This window comes from Streptomyces sp. NPDC002176, assembly GCF_044903645.1.
Classification (GTDB): domain Bacteria; phylum Actinomycetota; class Actinomycetes; order Streptomycetales; family Streptomycetaceae; genus Streptomyces.
Window position 1 is genome coordinate 765,191 of record NZ_JBJDQW010000002.1, and the last position, 18,068, is coordinate 783,258.

Sequence of the window (18,068 nt, forward strand, 5' to 3'; positions counted from 1 at the left end):
TCGCATGACAGACCAGCGCCGCCGCCTTGTCCTCGCCTCCCAGTCCCCCGCCCGTCTGGGTCTGCTGCGGCAGGCCGGACTGGTGCCCGAGGTGATCGTGAGCGGGGTGGACGAGGACGCCGTCAGCGCCCCCACCCCGGCCGAGCTGGCGCTCGCGCTCGCCGAGGCCAAGGCGTCCGTGGTGGCGGCCCGTCCCGAGGTGCAGGGCGCGCTGGTGATCGGCTGCGACTCGGTGCTGGAGCTGGACGGGCAGGCGCTCGGCAAGCCCGCCGACGCCGAGGAGGCCACCGCCCGCTGGAAGGCGATGCGCGGCCGCGCCGGGGTCCTCCAGACCGGCCACTGCGTGTGGGACACCGCCGCCAAGCGGTACGTGTCCGCCACCGCCTCCACCGTGGTCCGCTTCGGCGAGCCCACGGACGAGGAGATCGCCCGCTACGTCGCCTCCGGCGAGCCCCTCCACGTCGCCGGGGCCTTCACCCTGGACGGCCGCTCGGCGCCCTTCATCGAGGGCATCGAGGGCGACCACGGCAACGTGATCGGCATCAGCCTCCCCCTGATCCGCAAGCTGCTGCGCGAACTGGGTGTCGGGATCACGGAGTTGTGGGCGCCGTCCGAGTGATCTTCCCGGTGTCGGCCGTACGGCCCTGAGGATCACCCGTAGGGGTGGACGTGGGCTTCGGCTCGGGGGCGGCCTCCGGGGCGCCTCCCTCGCCGGGCGGGTCGGCCCGGCGGGCGCCCGTGTCGCGCGGACGGTCGTACGTCATCAGGAGCAGCACCAGCAGGGCGAGGACCACCATCAGCGCGAGGAACGCGCCCGGGCCCACCAGCCCCCAGGCCACCGCGCCCAGCAGGGCGTTCACCACGGCGACGCTGATCAGCAGGACGCGGCCCAGCCCGGCCGGGGCGCGGTCGCGCACCGCGACCAGCAAGGCCACCAGGGCGCAGAGGGCGAAGTAGAGCCCGAAGACCACGCCTCCCGCCTTCGAGGACGTCGCCATCACATCGGGATCGAGACCGGCCAGCGACATGTTCTGGCCGTCCACCACCGTCCCGAGCAGCCAGTTCACCCCCGCGATGCCGACCGCCTCGGCCAGCAGCACGAACGTCACGATCCAAGCCACCGGTCTGCGCACCACCGGCCCCACCCCACCTTCGCCGCTGCCCCGCCGCCCCCGCGCGGATCGCCTGTTACCGGCAGTACGCCGGGTCAGCGTGAACGCTACTAACGGGTAGGACGGGGGACAAGACCCCGGTCGGCGGCAAAGAATCATTGGGCCATTCGTAGGGACTCCACAAAGAAACCGCGTGGCCCGCAGCACGCTCTCACAGAGACCTTGACCACATGACAGGGCTAGGGTTTTCCGGTGGAGTCCTGCGTACCGAGGTGCGACAAGGGCTTTCGTGGGTCGAGCGGGCCACGCATCACGCTCCGTGTGGGCAAGCTCACCATTGGGGACGGGTCGATGTGCCGTGTCGGCTGTCCCTAAACTCGGCTTGTTTCAAGGAGGGAGCCTCAATCGTGCACAAGGTGCTCATCGCCAACCGTGGCGAAATCGCTGTCCGTGTCGCGCGGGCCTGCCGGGACGCAGGGATCGCGAGCGTGGCCGTGTACGCCGACCCGGACCGGGACGCTCTGCACGTCCGGGCCGCGGATGAGGCGTTCGCCCTGGGCGGTGACACCCCGGCCACCAGCTACCTGGACATCCAGAAGGTCCTGAACGCGGCGCGGGAGTCCGGCGCGGACGCGATCCACCCCGGCTACGGCTTCCTCTCGGAGAACGCCGAGTTCGCCCAGGCCGTACTGGACGCGGGTCTGACCTGGATCGGCCCGCCGCCGCAGGCCATCCGGGACCTCGGTGACAAGGTCGCCGCCCGGCACATCGCGCAGCGCGCGGGTGCTCCGCTGGTCGCCGGCACGTCGGACCCGGTCTCCGGTGCCGACGAGGTCGTGGCCTTCGCCAAGGAGCACGGCCTGCCGATCGCCATCAAGGCCGCCTTCGGCGGTGGCGGTCGCGGCCTGAAGGTCGCCCGCACCCTCGAAGAGGTGCCGGAGCTGTACGACTCGGCGGTCCGCGAGGCGGTCGCCGCCTTCGGCCGGGGCGAGTGCTTCGTGGAGCGCTACCTCGACCGTCCCCGGCACGTGGAGACCCAGTGCCTGGCCGACAAGCACGGCAACGTGGTCGTCGTCTCCACCCGTGACTGCTCGCTCCAGCGCCGCCACCAGAAGCTGGTCGAGGAGGCCCCGGCGCCGTTCCTCTCCGAGGCGCAGGTCGCGGAGCTGTACCGCGCGTCCAAGGCCATCCTCAAGGAGGCCGCCTACGAGGGCGCCGGTACCTGTGAGTTCCTGGTCGGCCAGGACGGCACGATCTCCTTCCTGGAGGTCAACACCCGCCTCCAGGTCGAGCACCCCGTGACCGAGGAGGTCGCCGGGATCGACCTGGTCCGCGAGATGTTCCGCATCGCCGACGGCGAGGAGCTGGGCTACGGCGACCCCGAGCTGCGCGGGCACTCCTTCGAGTTCCGCATCAACGGCGAGGACCCGGGCCGGGGCTTCCTGCCCGCCCCCGGTACGGTCACCCGCTTCGAGGCGCCGACCGGTCCCGGTGTCCGGCTGGACGCGGGCGTGGAGTCCGGGTCGGTCATCGGCCCGGCGTGGGACTCCCTGCTGGCCAAGCTGGTCGTCACCGGCCGCACCCGCAAGGAGGCGCTGGAGCGCGCCGCCCGTGCGCTGGACGAGTTCCAGGTCGAGGGCATGGCCACGGCCATCCCGTTCCACCGCGTGGTGGTCCGGGACGCGGCCTTCGCCCCCGAGCTGACCGGCTCGAAGGACCCCTTCACGGTCCACACCCGTTGGATCGAGACCGAGTTCGTCAACGAGATCAAGCCCTTCACCGCCCCCGCCGACGCGGACGCGGACGAGGAGCTGGGCCGTGAGACGGTCGTGGTCGAGGTCGGCGGCAAGCGCCTGGAGGTCTCCCTCCCCTCGTCGCTCGGCATGTCCCTGGCCCGCACCGGCCTCGCGGCGGGCGCCAAGCCCAAGCGCCGCGCGGCCAAGAAGTCCGGCCCCGCCGCCACCGGCGACACCCTCGCCTCCCCGATGCAGGGCACCATCGTCAAGGTGGCCGTCGAAGAGGGCCAGACCGTCCAGGAGGGCGACCTCATCGTCGTCCTGGAAGCCATGAAGATGGAACAGCCCCTCAACGCCCACCGAGCAGGCACCGTCAAGGGCCTCCTCGCCGAAATCGGCGCCTCCATCACCTCGGGCGCCCCGATCTGCGAGATCAAGGACTGACGCGCTCCGTCGCATCGTGAGGAACGCCCGGCTTCGAGCCGGGCGTTCGTCATTTCCCGGTACGTGCCTCCCGGTGCCGTTCCTCGGCCACCGTCAGCAGCAGGGCGCGCAGCCGTTCGCGGGAGCGGCCACGGGTCTTGACGGCGTGGCAGTTCGGGCAGAGCGCGACCATCTGGCCGGGGTGGTCGCGGCCGCCCAGGGCCAGCTCCCGCACATGGTCGACCTCCAGCAGCGGCAGTCCCCGGTCGGTCAGCTCGGCGGGCTGCCCGGCGCACTCCGGGTTCTCGCAACGCCCCTCGCTGCGCCCGAGCACCAGCAGCCGGGCCGCCCGCGAGCGCCGGGGCCGAGTGCCGGAGGCGACGGCCCGCGTGCCGTGTCGCTGCTCCTCCGTCAGCTCCAGCAGACGGCAGCCCTGTTCGTACTCGGCGGCGGTGACGAGCCAGGGCTCCGGGTCGCCCGGGCGGGCGGCGGGCAGCTCCAGGTCCAGCGGGTCGGGCTCCGGTTCCGGCTCGGCGGGCGTCTCGGGTTCGGTGTACGGCAGCCCGAGCCGGGCGAGGAGGGGCGCCGGGTCATGGTCGGCGAAGTACAGCTCCAGCAACTGTTCCCGCACCGCGAGCCGGGCCACGGCGGAGTTCCGGAAGAGGTCGTAGACCTCCTCGGTCGGGCCGCCCAGTGGCTGTCGCTCGGTGAACCAGCGGCGCGGGTCACCGTGGGCGGTGGGCGCGTCGTCCTGGCCGGGCAGTGCCCACAGCCCGTCCCGGCTGAGGGACGCCACCGGGTAGTGGGGGCGCGGGGGCGCTCCCTGGGCGGCCAGCAGCCCGGCCAGCTCCCGCTCCGTCTCGGACCAGGGCAGCAGCCGCTCCGCACCGCGCCGGGCCCGTGCCATGGCCCACAGCAGGGTGACCGGCTTGTACAGCGCCGGTCCGCCGGAGGAACGGTTCACCCGGAGGTGGGTGAGGCGGTGGAGCAGATCCTCCGGGGCCGTGCGGTCGGGGTGCGCCTGAGTCATGGCCGGAACCCTACGCAGGGTGTGCGGTCAGGGCGTACCCCGGCGAGTCCCTACCTGCGGCGCAGGTCGGCTACTCGGGGGCGGTCGGTGGGCTGGTCGGCCAGGACTCCGCGGAGGGCGGCGCCGGGGACCTGGCCGCGGCGGGGGCCGGGGAGTTGGGAGCGCTGGCCGCGGGGGGGCTGGGGCTGGTCGGTCACCGGGGCGCCGCCCGCTCCGGTCACCGTGATCTGCACGCCCTGGTCGGCCAGGGCCTGGAGCTCGGTGGCGGCGCGGTCGTCGTGGGCCGGGGGGTCGTCGGTGACCAGGCGCGTGATCGCCTCGGTGGGCACCGTACGGAACATGGTGTCCGTGCCCAGCTTGGTGTGGTCGGCCAGGACCACGACCTCGGAGGCGGCCTGGACCAGAGCCCGGTCCACGGAGGCCGACAGCATGTTGGACGTGGACAGCCCGCGCTCGGCGGTCAGGCCGCTCCCTGAGAGGAACGCCTTGGAGACGCGCAGCCCCTGGAGGGACTGCTCGGCGCCGGAGCCCACGAGGGCGTAGTTGGAGCCCCGGAGGGTGCCGCCGGTCATGACGACCTCCACCCGGTTGGCATGGGCCAGCGCCTGCGCCACCAGCAGGGAGTTGGTGACCACGGTCAGCCCCGGTACCCGGGCCAGTCTGCGGGCCAGCTCCTGCGTGGTCGTACCGGCGCCGACCACGATGGCCTCGCCTTCTTCGACGAGTCCCGCGGCGAGGTCGGCGATGGCCGTCTTCTCCGCGGTCGCGAGATGCGATTTCTGCGGAAAGCCGGATTCTCGCGTGAATCCACCCGGCAGTACCGCACCGCCATGTCGGCGGTCGAGGAGTCCTTCTGCCTCCAGAGCGCGCACGTCCCGCCGTACGGTCACTTCGGAGGTCTGGACGACGCGGGCGAGTTCACGGAGCGATACGGCCCCGTTCGCTCGCACCATTTCGAGGATCAGTTGACGACGTTCTGCAGCGAACACGAAACTGACAGTAACCCCAACGACCGTCTGCTTTCAGCAGTTTGCGCCGAATAGCAGAAGTTGTTCGCAAGCGGACCCCGGAACTGATATAGGGCCTTACCGGCCGACTATGCCGCCCGCATGGGCCCGCTCGACCGGGCCGGTCAGCCCGCTCCGCCCGCCTTGCGGGACTGCAACTGCCGGGCCACCTCGGCGATCGAGCCGGACAGCGACGGGTAGACGGTGAACGCCTTGGCGATCTGCTCGACCGTCAGATTGTTGTCGACCGCGATCGAGATGGGGTGGATGAGTTCCGAGGCACGCGGCGCGACGACCACACCGCCGACCACGATCCCGGTGCCCGGACGGCAGAAGATCTTGACGAAGCCGTCCCGGATGCCCTGCATCTTCGCGCGCGGGTTGCGCAGCAGCGGCAGCTTCACCATCCGCGCGTCGATCTTGCCCGCGTCCACGTCCGCCTGGCTGTAGCCGACGGTGGCGATCTCGGGGTCGGTGAAGACGTTCGAGGAGACCGTCTTGAGGTCCAGCGGGGTCACCGCGTCGCCGAGGAAGTGGTAGACCGCGATCCGGCCCTGCATCGCCGCGACGGAGGCCAGCGCGAACACGCCGGTCACGTCACCGGCCGCGTACACGCCGGGCGCGCTGGTGCGGGAGACCTTGTCGGTCCAGATGTGCCCGGAGTCGCGCAGCTTGACCCCGGCCTCCTCCAGGCCGAGACCCGCGCTGTTCGGGATCGCGCCGACCGCCATCAGACAGTGCGTACCGGTGATGACGCGGCCGTCGGCGAGGGTGACCTCGACCCGGTCGCCGACCCGCTTGGCGGACTGGGCGCGGGAGCGGGCCATCACGTTCATGCCGCGGCGGCGGAAGACGTCCTCCAGCACGGCGGCCGCGTCCGGGTCCTCGCCGGGCAGCACGCGGTCGCGGGAGGAGACCAGGGTGACCTTGGAGCCGAGCGCCTGGTAGGCACCGGCGAACTCGGCTCCGGTGACACCGGAGCCGACCACGATCAGCTCTTCGGGCAGCTCGGTGAGGTCGTAGACCTGGGTCCAGTTCAGGATGCGCTCGCCGTCCGGCTGGGCGTCGGGCACCTCGCGCGGGTGGCCGCCGGTGGCGATGAGCACGGCGTCGGCGGTGAGGGTCTCCTCGGTGCCGTCGGCGGCGGTGACGACGACCTTGCGGGAGCCGTCGAGGGCCTGCATGCCCTCCAGACGGCCCCGGCCGCGCATGACGCGGGCACCGGCCCGGGTGACGGAGGCGGTGATGTCGTGGGACTGGGCGAGCGCGAGCCGCTTCACCCGGCGGTTGACCTTGCCGAGGTCCACGCCGACCACGCGGGCCGCCTGTTCGATGTGCGGGGTGTCGTCCGCGACGATGATGCCCAGCTCCTCGTAGGAGGAGTCGAAGGTGGTCATCACCTCGGCCGTGGCGATGAGGGTCTTGGACGGCACGCAGTCGGTCAGCACCGACGCCCCGCCCAGACCGTCGCAGTCCACGACGGTCACCTCCGCGCCGAGCTGGGCGGCCGTCAGCGCCGCCTCGTATCCGCCGGGTCCGCCACCGATGATCACGATCCGAGTCACGTACCCCATTGTCCCGCACCCGGCGCGAAGCCAGCGCGCCGGGTGCTTACTGGCACCGCACCGGACCCCGCACAGCCGTTGCGCAGCCGTTTTGCCCACCCTTTGTCGAAATCTGCATGACAACGATCGCATTCCCATGGGCTCTGTCATCTACGCGCGTAGGAGAACACCGGCTACCCTCATCGGCGTGAACGCATCTCTCCTTCCGGACGACCGCCAGGGCGACCCGCACGCCGCCGCCGACGCCGCCGCCGCGCGCCTGCGCGAACTCACCGGCGCCGAGACCCACGACGTCGCCCTCGTGATGGGCTCCGGCTGGGCCCCGGCCGTGGACGCCCTGGGCGAGCCCGACGCCGAGTTCCAGGTCACCGAGCTGCCCGGCTTCCCGCCGCCGGCCGTCGAGGGGCACGGCGGCAAGATCCGCTCGTACCGCTTCGGGGACAAGCGCGCCCTGGTCTTCCTGGGCCGCACCCACTACTACGAGGGCCGGGGCGTCGCCGCCGTCGCGCACGGGGTGCGCACCGCCGTCGCCGCGGGCTGCAAGACGATCGTGCTGACCAACGGCTGCGGCGGCCTGCGCGAGGGCATGCGCCCCGGCCAGCCGGTGCTGATCAGCGACCACCTGAACCTGACGGCCACCTCCCCGATCGTCGGCGCCAACTTCGTCGACCTCACCGACCTGTACTCGCCGCGCCTGCGCGCCCTGTGCAAGGAGATCGACCCCTCCCTGGAGGAGGGCGTCTACGCGCAATTCCCCGGCCCGCACTACGAGACCCCGGCCGAGATCCGCATGGCCCGCGTGATCGGCGCGGACCTGGTCGGCATGTCCACGGTGCTGGAGGCCATCGCCGCGCGCGAGGCGGGCGCCGAGGTGCTGGGCATCTCCCTGGTCACCAACCTCGCCGCCGGTATGACGGGCGAGCCGCTGAACCACGAGGAGGTCCTCCAGGCGGGCCGCGACTCGGCGGCGCGCATGGGCGAGCTGCTGGGACAGGTGCTGAACCGGCTGTAGCCCGCTCAGGGGGGTCGGAGAGTTCGAGAGAGAGGTTCACCCGAGGTGCAGGACGAAGTGATCGCACGGGCCCAGGCGTGGCTGGCCGAGGACCCCGACGCGGAGACCCGCGAGGAGCTGGCGAAGCTCATCGAGGCCGGGGACACGGCGGAGCTGACCGCGCGGTTCAGCGGCACGCTCCAGTTCGGCACCGCCGGGCTGCGCGGCGAGCTGGGCGCGGGCCCGATGCGGATGAACCGCGCCGTCGTCATCCGCGCCGCCGCCGGACTCGCCGCGTACCTCAAGGCCAAGGGCGAGGCGGGCGGCCTGGTCGTCATCGGCTACGACGCCCGGCACAAGTCGGCCGACTTCGCGCGGGACACCGCCGCCGTGATCACCGGCGCCGGACTGCGCGCCGCCGTGCTGCCGCGCCCGCTGCCCACCCCGGTCCTCGCCTTCGCCATACGGCACCTGGGCGCGGTCGCGGGCGTGGAGGTCACGGCCAGCCACAACCCGCCGCGCGACAACGGCTACAAGGTGTACCTCGGCGACGGCTCCCAGATCGTGCCGCCCGCCGACGCGGAGATCGCCGCCGAGATCGACGCGGTCCGCGCGCTCGCCGACGTGCCCCGGCCGGAGTCGGGCTGGGAGGTGCTGGGCGACGAGGTGCTGGACGCGTATCTGGCGCGTACGGACGCGGTGCTCGCCGAGGGCTCGGCCCGCACCGCCCGTACCGTCTACACGGCGATGCACGGCGTCGGCAAGGACGTACTGCTCGCGGCGTTCGCGCGGGCCGGGTTCCCGGAGCCGGTGCTGGTGGCCGAACAGGCCGAGCCCGACCCGGACTTCCCGACCGTGGCCTTCCCCAACCCGGAGGAGCCCGGCGCGATGGACCTCGCCTTCGCCCAGGCGACCCGCACCGAGCCGGACCTGATCATCGCCAACGACCCGGACGCGGACCGCTGCGCGGTGGCCGTACGCGACGGCGGCGACTGGCGCATGCTGCGCGGCGACGAGGTCGGCGCGCTGCTCGCCGCCCACCTGGTGGGCCGGGGCGTCACGGGCACCTTCGCGGAGTCCATCGTCTCCTCCTCCCTCCTGGGCCGGATCGCCGAGAAGGCCGGGCTCGGCTACGAGGAGACCCTGACGGGCTTCAAGTGGATCGCCCGCGTGGACGGCCTGCGCTACGGGTACGAGGAGGCGCTCGGCTACTGCGTGGACCCCGAGGGCGTGCGGGACAAGGACGGCATCACGGCGGCGCTGCTCATCACCGAGCTGGCGTCGGAGCTGAAGGAGTCCGGCCGGACCCTGCTCGACCTCCTCGACGACCTCGCGCTGGAACACGGCCTGCACGCCACGGACCAGCTGTCGGTACGGGTGGAGGACCTGTCGGTCATCGCCGACGCGATGCGCCGCCTGCGCGAGCACCCGCCCACCGCCCTGGCGTCCCTCCCGGTCACCTCGGCGGAGGACCTCACCCGCGGCACCCCCACCCTCCCGCCCACGGACGGCCTCCGCTACACCCTCACCGGCGCCCGCGTCATCGTCCGCCCAAGCGGCACCGAACCCAAGCTGAAGTGCTACCTGGAGGTGGTGGTCCCGGTCCCGGACCACTCCGGCCTCCCGGCGGCGCGGGCGCGGGCGACGGAACTGCTGACGGCGATCAAGCGGGATCTGTCGGGCGCCGCGGGGATCTGAGCCCTGTTCGCCGGGCCGACCCTTCGACGAGTGGGCCCGGCGCTGTCGTGTGCTCCGGTCAAGATCTGCACAAATACCTGGTGGTGAGCGCGGTCTCGGCCACTAGGGTCCGATCACATGAACATGAACATGACTCGCCGCGGTCTGATACGCGGCGGCACCGGGCTCGCCGCGGCGGCCGCGGCCGGGCTGGGACTGCCCGCCCAGGCGGCCGTGGCCGCACCCGTGGACAACCCGGCGAGTGTGCCGGGCGGGACCGCGCTGATCGACGTCGCCGCCGGGTCCACCCGCTGGCTGGCCGGGGTCGCCAACCAGGACAGCTCGACGACGCTCCAGGGCATCGCCTTCGACTCGGCGGCCGGGCACTTCTACACGCTCCAGGTGGCCGGGGCCAGCCAGATCGCCTACCTCCGCTCGGGCAGCCAGGTCGCGGTGACGGCGTCCATCGGCGGGGACGACCACGCCGAGTCGGGTGACCTGTGCCTGACCCGGCACGACATCGCCACGGGCGCGGTCAACGGGTACATGTACCTGCTGGGCTTCGGCCACGGCGTCTCCCTCGGCGTCCAGCCCGCGAGCGGCGGGAACCCGGCGTACGTGTGGACCGAGGCCGGGTCCGGGCGCAGCGGGTACGGGCAGGAGTTCGTCCGCTTCCCCTTCGCCACCAAGACCGTGCTGTGGACGAGCCACCCGTCGGTGCAGCGCTTCGGCTCACCGGACCCGGCGGCGACCTCGATGACACCCTCGGTGGACGTGGACCACAACATCCTGCTGATCCGCTACGCGCTGGGCTCCGACCACTGGTTCGCGGCGTACGACCTCGCCGCGGCGGCGGCCACGGCGGGCAGCGGCACCCTGCCGGCCCCTCTGGCCCGCATCCAGCAGCCCCCGCTGTACAAGTACAAGGCGGACGGCACCCCCGACCCCACCACCCCGGCCACCTTCCAGGGCTTCACGTCCTACGGCCAGTACGTCTACATGCTCGACGGCGACCCCCGCACGAGCACCCCGTCCAGCACCCTCACCGGCGTCGACAAGTGGGCCGTCCACACCACGTCCTTCGACCTCAACGGCACCCGGAACGACCCGACGACGGGCTACATCGCGAGCACCCACTCCGAGGCGGACGCGGCAGCGGACCCCCGCGAGCCGGAGGGCATGGCCATCTACACCGGCGCTGGCGCTCCGCGCCTCTGCTTCGGCATCACGAACAACTCGGGAAGCAACCGGCAGTTCGACCTCTATTACAAGGTCTGAGTCCTGGACACCCGGTGCGCAGCCGATCTCCGCACCGGGTGCACATCACTGAGCTTCTTCAGCGTTGCAGCTCCAGTGTGAGGACCGCCTTGGCGATTGACGTCATGCGGTTGGGGCTGCAGCGGGATCTGCGGAAGATCCGCCAGGACTTCAGGCGGGCGTCGCCGCGTTCGACGGGTGCTCGTGCCGCGGCCAGGGCGCGGTTGCGGGTACTGTCGGTGGGATTGAGTTCCTGGAGCAGCCGGCGCTTGATGCCGGTGGTCAGCCACGGGCCGGTGCCCTGGTAAGCGAGATGGGCCACGATCGGAACGCCCTGGCGCTCGCAGATTCGGATGATCCGGTGGGCGCGTGCGGCGGTCAGGTCGTGAGTGCGGCCACATGCGCACCACCGCGGCACTGGCACCTACGTAGGATGACTGAGATGACAGACCACCTCTCCGACGTAGCCGCAACCGCTCTATCCCTATTGCAGTCGGCGCACAACGGGGACGCGGCCGCCGCCGACCAGGTGGGCGACCTGATGACGTCCCTCACCGACGCGGCGGAATCGGGTGACACGGGTGCTCAGAACGTGCTCGGCGGCATCCTCCTCGAACACGTAGGGGATCCCTCCGGCGCCGCCTTCTGGTTCAGCAAAGCCGCCGTTGCGGGCAGTCCCGCGGGCAAGCGCAGCCTCGGTCATCTCTTTGCCGACGGGCTGGGGGTTACGCAAGACCTCGCTAAGGCAGAGCGACTGTTCCAGGAGGCAGCAGACGGCGGGGACGCTCACGCCCGGTTCAACCTGGCACGTTTGTGGTGGGGCAAGCGCGACCCTCAGACCGTGGCCGGGCTCCTGCGCTCCGCCGCCGAGGGCGGGGTCGAAGAGGCGTACGGCCCGCTCGGTGACCTGCTCACCGCCACGGGCGAGAGCGTCGAGGCCCTGATGTACTACTTCGCGTCGATCCACGCGGGCGACGCCGACGTGCTCCACGATGCGATTACCCTCGCGCGCAGCCTGACCAACGAGGACATTCGTCATGCTGGGGAGCTGGCCGGCTGCCCAGGAGAGGCCGAGGCCATGGTGAAAACGGTTCGGAAGTACCGCTGAGCCGATGAGTGAGCTTTTCAGCGTTGCAGCTCCAGTGTGAGGACCGCCTTGGCGATTGACGTCATGCGGTTGGGGCTGCAGCGGGACCTGCGGAAGATCCGCCAGGACTTCAGGCGGGCGTCGCCGCGTTCGACGGGTGCTCGTGCCGCGGCCAGGGCGCGGTTGCGGGTCTTGTCGGTGGGAGCGAGTTCCTGGAGGGGCCTGCGCTTGATGCCGGTGGTCAGCCAGGGGCCGGCGCCCTGGTAGGCGAGATCGGCCACGATCGGAACGCCTTGGCGCTCGCAGATTCGGATGATCCGGTGGGCGCGTGCGGCGGTCAGGTCATGGGTGCGGCCCGGCAGAGCGGGTGAGAGCCACACAGCAGCCGGCCGCCGGGATCGGTGACGACCTGCACGTTCACACCGTGGCGCCGGTGTTTGTGGGAGTAGTCGGCCCGGCCGTCGCTGACCCGGTCGCACTCGGCGAGGGTGCCGTCGAGCAGGACGAAGTCGGGATTATGGTCGCGCAGTGTCTTCAGCAGGCCAGGCGCACGTGCGGCGAGCAGGTCGACGACCTCGCTGGTGTAGGCGTGGGCGGTGGACTCGCTGATCCCGAACCCGGTGGCGATCTTCGCCAGAGTGGTGTGCTCGCGCAGGTACACCAGTGCCACCATCGCGCCCTGGGACGGACGGAGCTTGCAGCGCCGGTCGCCCTCACGGGTGACGATCAGCATCGTGACCCATTCCACGAGTGCGTGCGGCAGGTCGAGTGCGGCAGGATGGATCACCAACGAGGCCCCCGAGCAACGTGATTGAGACGTCAGACATCTCGATTAGCAGCATGGGGGCCTTACTCGTTGCGCCTCACGGCCCATCACCCGATCGGTGGCCAACTCGAAGAAGTTCAGTCATCCCCCGGTCCAGGTCAACGGCTTCCCGCAGCCCGCCGGCGTTCCCCGCCTTGCAGGTTCTGCGCACCGACTTCGCCCGATTCCGCCGCTTTCCTGAGCGGCTCCCGTTCCTCGCGGATAAAATCAGCAAGGCTCTTCAAGATGAGCGAAGCGACTTCCCAATGCCGACTGTCAAGCCCGGTGGGGCCCTACTCCTCGATCAGACCGCTACCCGGGTAGGCAAGGCATCCGTCCTCCCATAGGCGAGTACCTGAGCGAGGGTTTCCCGGAACCGGGCCACATCTTGCGCCGGTGCCTCAATGACAGCTTCGATTTCGTTGTCCTCCAGCCGAAGGCTCTCCAGTGCCTCGGGGTCCAGCACGACGCGAAGGACATCGTCCTCCATGACGGCTTCGCGCACGCAGCCGTAGGCCGTCCCCTGCCCAGCCGTGACCAGGCAGTGAGTGTCCATCCCCAGGGCGACCTCCTGGTCGTCGGGATCTTCCTCACCTGACATGAACGACAGGATGAAGCCGCTGCCGTCCTCGGTCTCCGAGAGGCCGGCTTCGGTGAAGTAACCGTCGGGATCGATCTCAACTCCGGCGACCCGGGCAGTGAATCGGAATGTCATGAAGAGGTTCTATCAAGGCGGTCGGACAGGAAGCGGATACGGATGTCTGCACCACCAGGCCCAAGGAGGGGCTGTTTCAGACCGTTCCTCACTGGGCCAGCGAAGCCGGTGCCGTGGCTGCTTGGAGTCGTCCTAAGCACCAGCGACTGGGACGGTCTGGAAGGGGGCGTGGTCACGGATCATGGCCCACAGGACGTTGACGCGTCGGCGGGCGAGGGCGATGACGGCTTGCTTGTGCCCTTTGCCCTCCTTCCTCTTCCGGTCGTAGGCCTTCGAGACCGGGCAGAAGAAGATGCTGACCTGGGTGGAGAGGTAGAGGGCGCGTTGGAGGCCGCGGTGGTAGCGGCGGGGCCTGCGCAGGTGCCGCTGACTTTTCCGGAGTCCCATGGGACTGGTGCCAGTCCGGCGAAGCCGGCGAGGCGGTCGGGGCTGGCGAAGGCGCTGAGGTCGCCGCCGGTCGCGGCGATGAACTCGGCGCCGGTGGTGGGGCCCATGCCGGGCATGCTGAGGATGATCTCGGCGTCCCGGTGCTGGCGAAAGCGGGCTTCGATCCGGGCGTCGAGTTCGGCTGCCTCGTCGTTGTGGGCGGCCACCGAGCGGGCGAGCCGGCCGACGAGCTCGGCTCCGAGTTCCTCGCCGCGCAGGGCGGTCATTTGGGCCTGGGCTGCTTCCACGGCTGCGGCCGCGAGCGCGCCGGCCCTCTGGACCTTGCGGTTGCGCAGCCAGGTCTCCAGCCGCCGAACGCCCATGCGCCGGATCGCGGCCGGTGTCTGATAAGCCGTCAGCAGGACGACGGGGCCCTTCTTCGTCAGGTCCAGGGCCCGTTCGAGCGCGGGGAAGAACTCCAGGAGCTGGGCGCGTAGGCGGTTGATCTGGCGGGTGCGGTCGTGGACGACGTCCAGGCGCCGGGCGGTGAGGAGCCGCAGGTCGAGGGCGATGTCGTCGCCGGGGCGGAGCATGCTGACGTCGCGGCGGATGCGGGCCTGGTCGGCGATGATGAAGGCGTCGCGGGCGTCGGTCTTGCCCTCGCCGCGGTAGGTGGTGGACGCCTGATGGATGGTCCGGCCGGTGAGGTAGGCGACGGGCTGTCCGTGGTTCAGGAGGAGGCCGGTGGCCAGGGCGGCGATGCCGGTGTTGATGTCCACGGCCCACAGCACCGTCACTGGATATCTCCAGGACATCGGCGATGAGCTGGAGCAGCTCGCTCTCGTCGTTCATCACGCGGCGGGACAGCAGCCGCTTGCCGTCGGCGTCGATCACCACTGCGTGGTGGTGCTTCTTGCCGATGTCCAGTCCGGCCCAGATCTCGGGCACGTTCCCCTCCGCCAGCTCGTCGTCACATCCGGTCCCGTAGACGACCTCGCCGACGTTGTCTTACGGAGCGATCGAGTCGCGATTCCCAATTGGCGGTCGAGTCGTCGCGGGGCTCCGGGCGGCCAAGTTGCCTAAGCCATGGCAACTGCAACAGGCAACGAGCCATACCCGGAGCCCCTGGGCTCCGCTGATCGTACGAGTGACCAGTTCGAACCCACCAAGAAGGTAAGACAGGCAACTCGATCCCGATCCCAGTGCCTGCCCCCCCGAGGCGCCCCGCGAACACTCGGCAAGCCCTACGGGTTCCACTGCTTGAGTACACGGACACCCGAGGGATGCTCCGGCCACATGTCGACCCTGATCCGCTCGATTGTCTCTGGAGATTCATCCGATTCAAGGCCGGCCGCCACAGCATTGACGAGGTTGGACTTCTGAACCCGAATTCGCATCCACCCGGGTTCGACTTCAACCCGCGCGGCGTCCGGAAGATAGTCCGAGCAACCCATGACAACCATTCGCCCGGACGGAATCTCAACGCTCGCCTCGACGATATGGTCATAGGCATCCATTTCGAGCCAAGGTGGACCGTTTACCGAGTTGACATCCACCTGAACATCGACATCAACCTCGGTGCGAATCCCCAAAATGTCACGGAAGGCGACCAGGCGATCCACCAGAGTCCCATCCGTCCACCCTTCCGCCAATTCACCTTCCGACGACTCGTCAAGGATGTGGATCTGAAAGTAGTCCGCAAACAACAGGATTCGCATGTTTACAGACTACCGTCACCCTCAGACTTGACTGAACTCCATAGAGTCGCTCCACTCCCAGAAGGCAGTCCCACCCTCGACCTCACCCTGGATCGAGTCCAAAATCGGCCGGCTCAATGAGCCGTCCGGAAGATCGATCGCGACCATGCGGTCACCATTCCACTCGCTCAGGAGATCCGCGGATTCCACAGCCGCCCGCAACACCGACCGATCGTCCACCGGCGGCCGAGGCTCCGTGAACAGCACTCGAACCGCCCGACGCCCAGACTTCCTGATGACGCGATCGACATCGTGCGACTCACCCGTTCCGACCACGTCACCCAGCGCAAGGCCGTAGGCATAGAACGGGATGCAACAAACCTCGTAAGCGCCGCCTTCATCGCGTTCCCGAAGCCAGAGCTGCTCACGCATACCGGGGAGATCGAACGGAGCCAGATCCACCATGGCCATGAAGTTGCTCTCACCACGCCACACCGGACCCTCATGACTGACGTACGTGACTCCGTCGATTGTGACCTGCAAGACATTCCTCCATCGGTGGCAGTTCGACCCCATGCTGACACTGACTAAAGCGCGAATGGGCGGTACTCAAGTGCCTTTTCCATGACTTGCTCGTCGGTGAGATCGGCACTCTCCAGGAACAACAGGTCAAGCCACCTCGGGCAGTACGGGTACAGCTCCTGAAGCTCCGCGATCTTGGCATCGCAGTCCTCGGTGCGCAGCTCCCCCGACCTGATCTCCGCGATCAGCGGAACCGCACGCCGGATCAGAGAGCCAAGAGGCCCCTTTGGATACATGCCCGAAGGGGCCATTTGGCAAGCACCTACTTACTGGCTCTCGCGAACCTTCGTCAGATTGTGCAACGCGACCTGACTCTCAACTGTGGCACGCAGACCTTCGAGATCAGCCGCTCTGTCGGCGAGGGAACCGATCCATTCCTCTCGACCCGTCCAACTCGGCGGCAGCCTCGACGAAGGCCATTTGCCCGCCAGCTCCCGAGCAAGCTGCAACCCCTGATCTGCCAGGAGCTCATCACCATCTGCCGCAGCAATGAGAATACTGTCTTCCATCTCATTCACTGCAGGCGGGTATCCCAGTTCAAGCTGCGCCAAGGCAAAATCGTGCATCGCCGCGGAAATGTCACGGACACTGGGTGGATCATCCAGACTCAGCCTGGCCTGCTCGGCAAGACGCCGAGAGGCGTCGAGATGCTCCTCCGCGTGGCGACTGAACTCGATGCCCTCCTGCACGCCCGACCTTGAGACCAGCCGCTGCCCGAGCATCAGCGAGACGACCGGGAACGGCCGCGTCAACGCGTGGATGTGGGCCGTCGGGTAGTAGGCGTCACCCGCGGTGGATCTGTCGAGAGTGATTCCCTGAAGCACAGGACCGACTCGGCGCAGCAGGCGCAGAGGGCGCCACACGTCAAAGCCATCGAATGCCTTCACCCAATCCGCCGTGACTCCCCTGGCAGTCGCCGCGTTCGTCTTGTTCATGGGTTCACCTCCACTGTCAGGTTCGCACCCGGAACACAGAAGCAAAGCTCTGCTTCGTAAATCAAATCTCGATTACCGTAGATGCCCTGATATTGGGTGAGCAAGACGTCCGCGTACGCGTACTTAGCGGTACCGGAGACAGGCCCCGCTGCCCCAGCCGAGCCGGGGGAACGAGTGGCTATGGGTTGAATGAGAGTGGGCGTCGATGGATTCGGCACAACGCCGTTCGACCTTAACGGCACCCGGAACGACCCCGCGACGGGTTACATCGCGAGCACCCACTCCGAGGCGGACGCGGCAGCGGACCCCCGCGAACCGGAAGGCATGGCCATCTACACCGGCGCCGGCGCTCCCCGCCTGTGCTTCGGCATCACGAACAACTCGGGCAGCAATCGCCAGTTCGACCTTTATTACAAGGTCTGATCTCTACTTCAGGCATACGAGACCCTCGCCGCTACAGCAAAACGCCCGGCTGGCAAATCCAGCCGGGCGTTTTACAGAGTCGACAGACCCGTGGAGGCGTCACTCACGTCAAGGACGCGACTCCGGAAGAATGGCACGCGACTCATCGCTCCATCCCTCTGGCGTCACGAGCGGCGGATGATCCTGGGCCACTTCGATGCGCGACCCCATCGATTCATCTCCATCCGCGAACCGCACGCTGAACTTCCGCCCCGGATAACTTGTCGCCAGCCTGGCGTGCCACGCCTGCACCAGGGTTGAGGCCAGTTCACGATTGGCGCTCTCGACCATGTCCTCGGACCCTCTGTGCTGCCGGAAGATGTGAGCAACTTCGAACTTGTTGAAGCTGTCGACAACTTGCGGCCATGACATGGCCCCCCAATTCGGACTTGCCGCCGGCGTCCGAATGCGCGCAGAGATGTATTCCTCGTCGTCACCCCAGAGAGCCACGAAAACAGCTCCCTCGATCTCCACGAGCTTCGGCCAAAAAAGCCGAGAATACACAAGAGCCTGCACCGAATCGCCGAGCTCACTCACATACGCGACGGGATCACAGGAATCCACCTCCGGATACGACTGCTGCAGAATGCGACCGACCGCGGCATCCTCGTCCATCATTTT

Annotated in this window: 17 protein-coding genes and 3 pseudogenes; 7 read left to right on the plus strand and 13 right to left on the minus strand. The window is 69.2% G+C overall.

Annotated features, from left to right (window positions below):
* The first annotated feature begins 4 nt into the window (after positions 1-4).
* Complete coding sequence (locus tag ACI2LY_RS11725) at positions 5-619, plus strand: Maf family protein (RefSeq protein ID WP_404707006.1); 615 nt, start codon at positions 5-7, stop codon at positions 617-619.
* On the opposite strand, the gene ACI2LY_RS11730 is transcribed toward ACI2LY_RS11725, so the two are convergent.
* The gene (locus ACI2LY_RS11730; RefSeq protein ID WP_404707007.1) at positions 591-1,136 is read right to left on the minus strand and encodes a hypothetical protein; all 546 of its coding nucleotides are present in this window, start codon (positions 1,134-1,136) and stop codon (positions 591-593) included. The genes ACI2LY_RS11725 and ACI2LY_RS11730 overlap by 29 nt on opposite strands.
* 383 nt (positions 1,137-1,519) lie before the next feature.
* On the opposite strand from ACI2LY_RS11730, the gene ACI2LY_RS11735 reads away from it, so the two are divergent.
* Positions 1,520-3,292 (plus strand): acetyl/propionyl/methylcrotonyl-CoA carboxylase subunit alpha, encoded by a 1,773-nt coding sequence (locus ACI2LY_RS11735; protein WP_404707008.1) that lies wholly within the window; start codon positions 1,520-1,522, stop codon positions 3,290-3,292.
* Positions 3,293-3,341: 49 nt separating this feature from the next.
* Here ACI2LY_RS11735 and ACI2LY_RS11740 read toward each other — a convergent pair whose 3' ends face one another.
* From ACI2LY_RS11740 to ACI2LY_RS11750, 3 genes are all read right to left on the minus strand, one after another.
* Positions 3,342-4,301, minus strand: a complete 960-nt coding sequence (locus tag ACI2LY_RS11740) for an HNH endonuclease (RefSeq protein WP_404707009.1) — start codon at positions 4,299-4,301, stop codon at positions 3,342-3,344.
* A 50-nt stretch (positions 4,302-4,351) separates the two neighbouring features.
* Complete coding sequence (locus tag ACI2LY_RS11745) at positions 4,352-5,254, minus strand: DeoR/GlpR family DNA-binding transcription regulator (protein ID WP_404707315.1); 903 nt, start codon at positions 5,252-5,254, stop codon at positions 4,352-4,354.
* 179 nt (positions 5,255-5,433) lie between these two features.
* The gene (locus ACI2LY_RS11750; protein WP_393914978.1) at positions 5,434-6,882 is read right to left on the minus strand and encodes an NAD(P)H-quinone dehydrogenase; all 1,449 of its coding nucleotides are present in this window, start codon (positions 6,880-6,882) and stop codon (positions 5,434-5,436) included.
* A 178-nt stretch (positions 6,883-7,060) separates the two neighbouring features.
* On the opposite strand from ACI2LY_RS11750, the gene ACI2LY_RS11755 reads away from it, so the two are divergent.
* The 3 genes from ACI2LY_RS11755 (at position 7,061) to ACI2LY_RS11765 (ending at position 10,819) form a co-directional block, all read left to right on the plus strand.
* Positions 7,061-7,885 carry a purine-nucleoside phosphorylase gene (locus ACI2LY_RS11755; RefSeq protein WP_388996350.1) on the plus strand — a complete coding sequence of 275 codons (825 nt, stop codon included), beginning with the start codon at positions 7,061-7,063 and terminating at the stop codon, positions 7,883-7,885.
* A 45-nt stretch (positions 7,886-7,930) separates the two neighbouring features.
* On the plus strand, positions 7,931-9,562 hold the full coding sequence (locus ACI2LY_RS11760) for a phospho-sugar mutase (RefSeq protein WP_404707010.1): 1,632 nt from the start codon (positions 7,931-7,933) through the stop codon (positions 9,560-9,562).
* Between the two features lie 123 nt (positions 9,563-9,685).
* A complete protein-coding gene (locus ACI2LY_RS11765) occupies positions 9,686-10,819 on the plus strand; it encodes a hypothetical protein (protein WP_404707011.1) in 1,134 nt (377 codons plus the stop codon).
* Between the two features lie 58 nt (positions 10,820-10,877).
* Here ACI2LY_RS11765 and ACI2LY_RS11770 read toward each other — a convergent pair.
* Positions 10,878-11,195 (minus strand): annotated as a pseudogene (locus ACI2LY_RS11770) (transposase family protein); the annotation flags it as partial.
* Between the two features lie 45 nt (positions 11,196-11,240).
* Between ACI2LY_RS11770 and ACI2LY_RS11775 the strand changes: the two are divergent.
* Positions 11,241-11,906 (plus strand): tetratricopeptide repeat protein, encoded by a 666-nt coding sequence (locus ACI2LY_RS11775; RefSeq protein ID WP_404707012.1) that lies wholly within the window; start codon positions 11,241-11,243, stop codon positions 11,904-11,906.
* A 17-nt stretch (positions 11,907-11,923) separates the two neighbouring features.
* Here ACI2LY_RS11775 and ACI2LY_RS11780 read toward each other — a convergent pair.
* From ACI2LY_RS11780 to ACI2LY_RS11810, 7 genes and pseudogenes are all read right to left on the minus strand, one after another.
* Positions 11,924-12,675 (minus strand): annotated as a pseudogene (locus ACI2LY_RS11780) (transposase family protein).
* 319 nt (positions 12,676-12,994) lie between these two features.
* Complete coding sequence (locus ACI2LY_RS11785; RefSeq protein WP_404707013.1) at positions 12,995-13,405, minus strand: hypothetical protein; 411 nt, start codon at positions 13,403-13,405, stop codon at positions 12,995-12,997.
* Between the two features lie 132 nt (positions 13,406-13,537).
* A pseudogene (locus ACI2LY_RS11790) lies at positions 13,538-14,719 on the minus strand (IS110 family transposase).
* Between the two features lie 296 nt (positions 14,720-15,015).
* A complete protein-coding gene (locus tag ACI2LY_RS11795; RefSeq protein WP_404707014.1) occupies positions 15,016-15,489 on the minus strand; it encodes a hypothetical protein in 474 nt (157 codons plus the stop codon).
* A gap of 21 nt (positions 15,490-15,510) precedes the next feature.
* On the minus strand, positions 15,511-16,011 hold the full coding sequence (locus tag ACI2LY_RS11800) for a DUF4265 domain-containing protein (RefSeq protein ID WP_404707015.1): 501 nt from the start codon (positions 16,009-16,011) through the stop codon (positions 15,511-15,513).
* A 44-nt stretch (positions 16,012-16,055) separates the two neighbouring features.
* A complete protein-coding gene (locus tag ACI2LY_RS11805; protein ID WP_404707016.1) occupies positions 16,056-16,301 on the minus strand; it encodes a hypothetical protein in 246 nt (81 codons plus the stop codon).
* 15 nt (positions 16,302-16,316) lie between these two features.
* The gene (locus ACI2LY_RS11810; protein WP_404707017.1) at positions 16,317-16,985 is read right to left on the minus strand and encodes a hypothetical protein; all 669 of its coding nucleotides are present in this window, start codon (positions 16,983-16,985) and stop codon (positions 16,317-16,319) included.
* Positions 16,986-17,180: 195 nt separating this feature from the next.
* Here ACI2LY_RS11810 and ACI2LY_RS11815 point away from each other — a divergent pair, with 195 nt between their 5' ends.
* Positions 17,181-17,408, plus strand: coding sequence for a hypothetical protein (locus ACI2LY_RS11815; RefSeq protein ID WP_404707018.1), 228 nt, complete (start codon positions 17,181-17,183; stop codon positions 17,406-17,408).
* 108 nt (positions 17,409-17,516) lie between these two features.
* On the opposite strand, the gene ACI2LY_RS11820 is transcribed toward ACI2LY_RS11815, so the two are convergent.
* Positions 17,517-18,065 (minus strand): hypothetical protein, encoded by a 549-nt coding sequence (locus ACI2LY_RS11820; RefSeq protein WP_404707019.1) that lies wholly within the window; start codon positions 18,063-18,065, stop codon positions 17,517-17,519.
* Positions 18,066-18,068: the final 3 nt, after the last annotated feature.

Excerpts from the sequence above, each read along its gene's own strand:
- ACI2LY_RS11775 (WP_404707012.1), top strand. The coding sequence starts at position 11,241 with ATGACAGACCACCTCTCCGACGTAGCCGCAACCGCTCTATCCCTATTG.
- ACI2LY_RS11750 (WP_393914978.1), bottom strand. The coding sequence starts at position 6,882 with ATGGGGTACGTGACTCGGATCGTGATCATCGGTGGCGGACCCGGCGGA.
- ACI2LY_RS11765 (WP_404707011.1), top strand. The coding sequence starts at position 9,686 with ATGAACATGACTCGCCGCGGTCTGATACGCGGCGGCACCGGGCTCGCC.
- ACI2LY_RS11820 (WP_404707019.1), bottom strand. The coding sequence starts at position 18,065 with ATGATGGACGAGGATGCCGCGGTCGGTCGCATTCTGCAGCAGTCGTAT.
- ACI2LY_RS11785 (WP_404707013.1), bottom strand. The coding sequence starts at position 13,405 with ATGACATTCCGATTCACTGCCCGGGTCGCCGGAGTTGAGATCGATCCC.
- ACI2LY_RS11745 (WP_404707315.1), bottom strand. The coding sequence starts at position 5,254 with ATGGTGCGAGCGAACGGGGCCGTATCGCTCCGTGAACTCGCCCGCGTC.
- ACI2LY_RS11805 (WP_404707016.1), bottom strand. The coding sequence starts at position 16,301 with ATGGCCCCTTCGGGCATGTATCCAAAGGGGCCTCTTGGCTCTCTGATC.
- ACI2LY_RS11795 (WP_404707014.1), bottom strand. The coding sequence starts at position 15,489 with ATGCGAATCCTGTTGTTTGCGGACTACTTTCAGATCCACATCCTTGAC.
- ACI2LY_RS11740 (WP_404707009.1), bottom strand. The coding sequence starts at position 4,301 with ATGACTCAGGCGCACCCCGACCGCACGGCCCCGGAGGATCTGCTCCAC.
- ACI2LY_RS11810 (WP_404707017.1), bottom strand. The coding sequence starts at position 16,985 with ATGAACAAGACGAACGCGGCGACTGCCAGGGGAGTCACGGCGGATTGG.
- ACI2LY_RS11725 (WP_404707006.1), top strand. The coding sequence starts at position 5 with ATGACAGACCAGCGCCGCCGCCTTGTCCTCGCCTCCCAGTCCCCCGCC.